Consider the following 6,602-nt stretch of genomic DNA (forward strand, 5'->3'; position numbering starts at 1 on the left):
TTCTGCTCTTGTGAGATGCGCGACATTCGAACCACGCTCGAATGTGCTGACGCCAAAGACGCGAAGCTTCATTAATTTCCTAATTGGCCGTCTGGGAAATCGCTCTGAATGGGCCAAATATCCGTCGGCTTCCTCAATTGAGGAGTGTGATGATACCAAGGGCGCCGAGATGTGTGATATCGGAGGTGGCTCTATCCAGTTCTCTTATTTAGCAAAGGAATTATACCTTGGATGACGCATTTAGCTTCGCTTTCGGATTTCAAGCTCCCGCGTGCAGAGAACCGCCACCTGCGCAAACCGGACCGCCAAGACCTAATCAAGCTCCTGCAGCCCAACCCGTTATTGCTACCGTTCTTACCGAACGCGACATTCAGACAGATGAATCTGTCGGTCAGCCGACAAAGCCGCGGCGCAATAGTGTTGTCCAGGGATCGGCCTTTTAAGAGGGCCAGTAATTGCGGGAGCCGCGAGAGGATCAGAGGTCCTTGATGAGGCGCAAGGCGTCGTAGATTGCCGCGTGGGTGTTGCGCGACGATACGGCGTCGCCGATCCGGAAAAGCTGGAACGCGCCGTCGGAATTGGTTTCGATGCTTTGTTGCCGTCCATCGATCAGCGCGGCATGATCTACCGCCCCCCCATTTTGCGACAGCGGTCGAAGATCGAAATAAAGCTCATCAAGGGGCATTGTGCCGTAGTTCACGACAATCTGATCGTATTCGGCGTGAGTGACGCGGTCGGAATAGTCGGTGCCAAGGGTCGCTCGCAGACGATTGCCAACCCGGTCCAGTCCGACCAATCGCTGGGCAATCGTGAAGCGGACGTCGTTATGCTGAAGCGCCTTCATATAACGCGACAGGTTCATCGCCATGACCTCGGGGGCAAAGGACCGGTCGGGGGTCATGATCTCGATCTTGGCACCGGCGCCGAGGGCGACTTCGGCGGCTTGCAGACCGGCGTGATCGCCCGCCTCGTCGTAGATCAGAATGTCGCTGCCGGGTGCGACGTCGCCCGACAGGATGTCCCAAGACGTCACGGCGAGCGGAAGGTCGGTGTCGGTTTCAAAAAGCATCGTATGCGCCATCCCGCCGGTCGCAACAATCACCACGTCTGGGTTGAGGGCTGTCACGTCTCCTGCGTCGGCATAAGTGTTGTATCGAATGTCAACGCCCGCCGCCTCGCATTGCGCAACGCGCCAGTCGATCAGGCCCATCATTTCGGAGCGGCGCGGCGAGCGCGCGGTCAAGCGGACTTGGCCGCCGGGTCCGCTGGCGGCTTCGAGCAGCGTTACTGCGTGGCCGCGCGCGGCCGCAACGCGCGCCGCTTCCAGCCCGCCCGGACCGGCCCCAACCACGACGACGGTGCGACGTGTCAGCGCCGGTATGATGGTGTGTGGCATCGTTTCTTCGCGCCCCGTCGCAGCATTGTGCAGACAAAGCGCCATGCCCCCCTGATAGATGCGGTCCAGGCAATAGTTCGCGCCAACGCAGGGGCGAATATCGTCCTCGCGGCCTTCAATGATCTTGGCCAACAGATGCGGGTCGGCCATATGCGCGCGGGTCATGCCAACCATGTCGAGGTGCCCTTCCGCAATCGCGTGGCGTGCGGTGGCGACGTCCTGAATCCGTGAGGCGTGAAAGGTTGGCAGCCCGGTCGCGCGCCGGATACGGCCTGCGAAATCCAGATGTGGTGCAGACCGCATGCCTTGGATAGGGATCATTTTCGTCATCGCGGGGTCGGTGTGTATGCGGCCCCTGTTCACGTTTAGAAAATCGACCATTCCGCTCGCCTTGAGCATGCGCCCGATCTCGATCCCTTCGTCCTCGGTGATGCCGCCCGTCTGCATCTCATCCGCCGTGGCGCGGATGCCGACAATGAAGTCAGGGCCGACGCGCTTGCGCACCGCCGTTAGTACATCTGTGGTAAAACGAATGCGGTTTTCAAGTGTGTCTGCCCCATAGGGCCCCGTCAGCGTATTGGTCAGCGGCGACCAGAACTGGTCCATCAGGTGACCGCCGGCATAGAGTTCCACCCCATCCATGCCGCCTGCCTGCATCCGCTCTGCCGCGGCTGCGTAGTCTTCGATGATCCGGGCAATGTCCCAATCCTCCAGAACCTTCGGAAAGGCCCGGTGGGCGGGTTCGCGGTGGGGACCGGGCGACACCGCGGGTAGCCAATCGCCCTTGTTCCAGGTCGTGCGCCGCCCTAGATGCGTCAATTGGATCATCACCGCAGCGCCGTGTTCGTGGCAGGCGTCGGTCAGTTCGCGGATCCAGGGCACGACCTCGTCGCGGTAGGCAAGGATGTTGTTGAAGACGGGCGGGCTGTCGCGCGACACCGCCGCCGACCCAGCCGTCATCGTGAGCGCCACGCCAGCACGGGCCCGCTCTTCGTGATACAGGCGGTAGCGCGCCTTGGGCATCCCGTCCTCGGGATAGGCGGGTTCGTGGCTGGTGATCATCACCCGGTTGCGCAGGGTCAGATGCTTCAGCCGGAACGGAGTGAGCAATGGGTCGGTCTCAGAGATGTTCTTCATGGCGAGCTCCTAACAGTCAAGTACGATGTCGGTCAGCGGGCGGCTGACGCAAGGCAGGATGAAACCGCGGTCGATCTCGCGCTGGCGGATGCCGCCGTCATGCGACATTGTGACTTCACCGGAATGTTTGAACGTTTTGCAGGTGCCGCACATTCCCCGCGCACAAGACGAAGGAAGCGGCAGCCCCGCCTGTTTGACCGCCGACAGGATAGTCGACGTCTCGGCACAGGAAAACACTTGGCCCGATTTTGCAAAAGTGACGCTGCGCACCGGCGTTTCCATGCTCGGCGCAACCTCGGCCTCAGGTGAGGAAAAATCGAAGCTTTCCTCCCCGTAGCGCTCCGGCGGCACGCCCGCCGCGCGGGTGGCCGCGCGGACCATCGCCATGAAACCCTGCGGTCCGCAGCATAGAACGGTGCGGCGGGCAAGGTCGGGCACGATCCGCATCAGCGTCCCTGCGTCTAGCCGGGTTGACCGCGCCTCGCGCGTGGTCAGCCGCACAACGACAAGGTTAGGCAGGCGGCGAGCGAGCGCGTCCGTCTCGGCAGCCGCGATTAGATCGGCCGTCTGCGGTGCGACTTGGATCAGCACCGCGTCTATGTCGATGCCTCTGTCGGCTGCGGTTCGCAGGATTGACAGCATTGGTGTCACACCGCTGCCCGCTGCGATCAGCGCATAGGCATCGCCTGGCCAGGCTGCAGGGCCGAACCGGCCCGAGGGGCCAAGCGCCTCAATCCGCGCGCCGCGACAAAGCGAAGTATGCAACTGTTCCGACCCCGCGCCTGACTGCCGCTTGACGGTGATTTCAATGCCCCCATCGCGTGCCGCCGACGAAGAAATGGTGTAACAGCGCTCAATCTTCCCCGCGTCCGTCTCGATGCGAAATGTCATGAACTGTCCCGGATCATGCTCAATCCGGCTGCCATCATCTGGGGTCAGCAGAAACGTCCGCATGTCCGGTCCTTCGTCCCAGACGCCGCGACAGACCAGTGTGCCCCAGCGATCTGGCGGAAAGCGCCGCCGCCGCCGCGTATCCCATACGGTTAGGTCGATCTCGGTCACAAGGCGTACCCGCTTGCCTGCATCCGCGCGACATACCATGTGGCGAATTCATCCAGCGCGCGTTCGGTGAACCGCGAATAGGGACCCGGACGATAACCGGCAGAAGACACTCCGCGCTGCGCCAGCGCCACCAGATGCGCGTCCTCGGAGTTAGTTGTTTTCCAGACCGCCGTTAGATTCTCGAGATCGTAGTCCTCACCCTCGACAGCATCGGCATGCACCAGCCATTTTGTACGCACTAGCGTCCGGTTGGGCGCAATTGGGTAGGCTATGAAGACTACGGCATGATCCGACATGATATGGTTCCAAGAATTGATGCCCCACAGATGCACATCGCCCATCCAAGGGCGGTTCGCATTGCCCAGCGGGAACGACACGGCAGCACGGGTGTCGGGCGTCTGGCTTTCGCCCAGACCCGCGATGATCAGACGCTGTGTCCGGAAATTCGTGGGCCATCCTACGGTGTGTTCTACGGGCTCATAGGCCAGCCCCTCCTCGGTCCAATGTGCGCTGTACTTCGCATAAGCATCGATCAGAGCGTTCGCCTCGGCCCGCTCGCTTTCGGTCAGGTTTTCTGGGTCGTATCCAAAATCGGCGGCGTGAAAGCTGAGTGAGAGCTGCGGATGGTTCGACGCGCAGTGATAGCACTCACGGTTATTCTCCATCGTCAGTTTCCAGTTGCCCTCTTCAATCAAATCCTGTTCGAAGGCGACCTTTGCATTGCGCAGGTCATAGTCTGCCAATCGCGGCTCCATGACTGCAGCCAGTTCTTTGATATCGGCTGGCGGTTCCGCCGCTAGGCAGGCATAGAGGATGCCGCCAACGTCGCGCAGCGCCACCGGCTTGAGGTGATGGAGCGCGTGGTCGAAATCGACGCCCATGTGCGGAGCGAGAGCCAGCGCACCATCCAAGTTATAGGTCCACTGGTGATAGGGACACACAAGTTTGCCGACGATCGACCTGCCCGGAGGCACGAGCCGCGCCCCGCGATGTGAACAGACGTTGTGGAACGCGCGCAGGGCACCGTCATCGTCGCGAAGGATAACGATGGACGACGGTCCGATATCGACAGCGATCACGTCGCCGGCCTCGGGAACGTCGCAAGCCACACCTACGGCGATCCAGTGGCGTCCGAAAATCGCGTCGCAATCCGCAGCCCAAACGGCGGCCGATGTATAGAGCGGTGCGGGCAGCGTATGACCCGGGCGCCGCGCGGCAAGGTGCCGCGATATATCGGCATGATTTCCTCTGTCGGCGTCAAGCATCGCATACCTCCTCGTAACACAAATAACAGCCTGCGCTTCATAATCACTTGCTGCAACGGCATTTCCGCGCCACGAATGCATACGCTCAGCGAATGGAAAGAATTGCTCATGCATAGGTTGCGCCGCAGCGTGTCGTCGTTGACTGCGCTACTGACCTTCGAGGCCGCTGCAAGGCGCGAGAGCTTTACCCGCGCCGCCGGGGAACTTGGCGTGACGCAAGCAGCGGTGTCACGGCGAATGAAGCTCCTGGAAGCTGAAATTGGCCGTCCTCTGTTTTTACGGGCTAACCGGCGGGTGTTGCTGACGGAAGAAGGACTCGCGCTATACGCGGCCACCAGTGACGGCTTCGACTGCATCGCTGATGCCATTGCCAGAATCCGCGAACGCCCGGCTGACTTGACGGTCGCCGTGTCGGTCGCATTCGCGCATTTCCGGCTCCTTCCCGAATTGTCGTCTTTTCGCGATGTCGTGCCAGACGCCAACCTGCGCGTGGTGTCGAGCGATACGTGGACCGCACCGGACGATCCTAGCATTGATATTGCCGTCAGGTACGGTGCGCCACCGTTTCGCGGCATGAGAGTCCTTGGATCTCTGGGTGAAGCCGTGGTGCCAGTCTGCGCCCCGTCACGTGCCGGAGAACTTGCGCAGTACGACATTGATGATCTTATCGCGGGGCGCTGCGGTGCCCTGATCGAGGCCGATGCGCCCGAACCCACGTGGATGGGATGGGGCCAATGGTTCACCGCGCAAGGCCGGACGATTAGGCCGACCGGAACATGGCTGAGGTTCAGCAGCTATTCGGACGGCCTCTATGCGGCGATGGCGGGTCAGGGGATCGCGTTAGGCTGGAAGGGGCTGATCGAACGCCCCCTCGGCGACGGTCGCCTTGCGGCATTGTCGCTGCCGGTGCTGACGCCGAAAGAGCGCCATTGGATCATGGTATCTGACAAGGTCGCACCATCGACACAAGCAGAGGCTTTCGCATCATGGATGGAAAGGTCCATGGGATTTGTTCCCTGACCCCCATGCGGTCGCAAACAGGAGAGCCATCGCCAAGGGTCGCACCACGTGTGGGATCGATTTTACGGGTGTCGCGATGGTGCTGGTTCACTGTGCGGCGTCTCCATTTTCAGGTAAAGCCTCGCGCAGATTGTCAGAGGAGAATTGTCTGTTTACGACTTAAAGCTGTGTCTTTCAGTATTATTGCCAGAAATGGTGTTGCTTGGATGAAGTTTGGTTCTGAAAAACTCCGCATTAGAAAGTTAATCTCATCTCAGGATTTGCGACCGTTAGCCCGCATTGTAAACCTTAGTACTTGCTGCAGCGAACTTCCGCTTCCCGCCTTCGTCGAAAGTTTTTTCGCGGATGTAGCTAAGGTCTGGTTTCCGCCCCTCGTGTCGGTGCGGTCGACTCGGTCACTTCCGGCGGCTTTGTTGATGGCTTGGATGCCCCCTCCCGACGGCATCGCAATGTGCCACTATGATGAGTGTTGAAACCATCACAGAAGGAAGGAGTATCCATGTCCGAAGTTACTATTATCGGTGTCGATCTGGCAAAGCGCGTTTTCCAGCTGCACGGTGCACACCAAGACGGTTCGGTCGCGTTTCGTAAGAAGCTTTCACGAGGTCAGTTTCTCGCGTTCGTGGCGCAGCAGCCTAAATGCCTGATCGCCATGGAGGCTTGTGCAACGGCGCATGGCTGGGGTCGGGAATTTGAGAAGTTGGGCCACGACGTGCGCCTAA

4 protein-coding genes and 1 pseudogene are annotated in these 6,602 nt (G+C 60.4%); 2 read left to right on the forward strand and 3 right to left on the reverse strand.

The window, feature by feature from the left end; translation table 11 throughout:
* Positions 1 to 475: 475 nt before the first annotated feature.
* From BM131_RS18085 to BM131_RS18095, 3 genes are read right to left on the reverse strand one after another with little or no spacing between them, the layout of a single operon-like run.
* Positions 476 to 2,533 (reverse strand): NADH:flavin oxidoreductase, encoded by a 2,058-nt coding sequence (locus BM131_RS18085; RefSeq protein WP_090191705.1) that lies wholly within the window; start codon positions 2,531 to 2,533, stop codon positions 476 to 478.
* Between the two features lie 9 nt (positions 2,534 to 2,542).
* A complete protein-coding gene (locus BM131_RS18090) occupies positions 2,543 to 3,595 on the reverse strand; it encodes a flavin reductase family protein (protein ID WP_175499457.1) in 1,053 nt (350 codons plus the stop codon).
* Positions 3,592 to 4,860 (reverse strand): aromatic ring-hydroxylating oxygenase subunit alpha, encoded by a 1,269-nt coding sequence (locus tag BM131_RS18095; protein ID WP_090191708.1) that lies wholly within the window; start codon positions 4,858 to 4,860, stop codon positions 3,592 to 3,594. Before BM131_RS18095 ends, BM131_RS18090 begins: the two co-directional genes overlap by 4 nt.
* 108 nt (positions 4,861 to 4,968) lie before the next feature.
* Here BM131_RS18095 and BM131_RS18100 point away from each other — a divergent pair, with 108 nt between their 5' ends.
* Both BM131_RS18100 and BM131_RS18105 read left to right on the forward strand, forming a co-directional pair.
* A complete protein-coding gene (locus BM131_RS18100) occupies positions 4,969 to 5,880 on the forward strand; it encodes a LysR family transcriptional regulator (protein ID WP_175499459.1) in 912 nt (303 codons plus the stop codon).
* 499 nt (positions 5,881 to 6,379) lie between these two features.
* Positions 6,380 to 6,602 (forward strand): annotated as a pseudogene (locus BM131_RS18105) (IS110 family transposase); the annotation flags it as partial.

The sequence above is a fragment of the Loktanella salsilacus genome, from assembly GCF_900114485.1.
Taxonomy (GTDB): Bacteria; Pseudomonadota; Alphaproteobacteria; order Rhodobacterales; family Rhodobacteraceae; genus Loktanella; species Loktanella salsilacus.

What these genes read in the sequence shown, in the direction of transcription:
- BM131_RS18085 (WP_090191705.1), bottom strand. Translation starts at nt 2,533, where the DNA reads ATGAAGAACATCTCTGAGACCGACCCATTGCTCACTCCGTTCCGGCTG.
- BM131_RS18095 (WP_090191708.1), bottom strand. Translation starts at nt 4,860, where the DNA reads ATGCTTGACGCCGACAGAGGAAATCATGCCGATATATCGCGGCACCTT.
- BM131_RS18100 (WP_175499459.1), top strand. Translation starts at nt 4,969, where the DNA reads ATGCATAGGTTGCGCCGCAGCGTGTCGTCGTTGACTGCGCTACTGACC.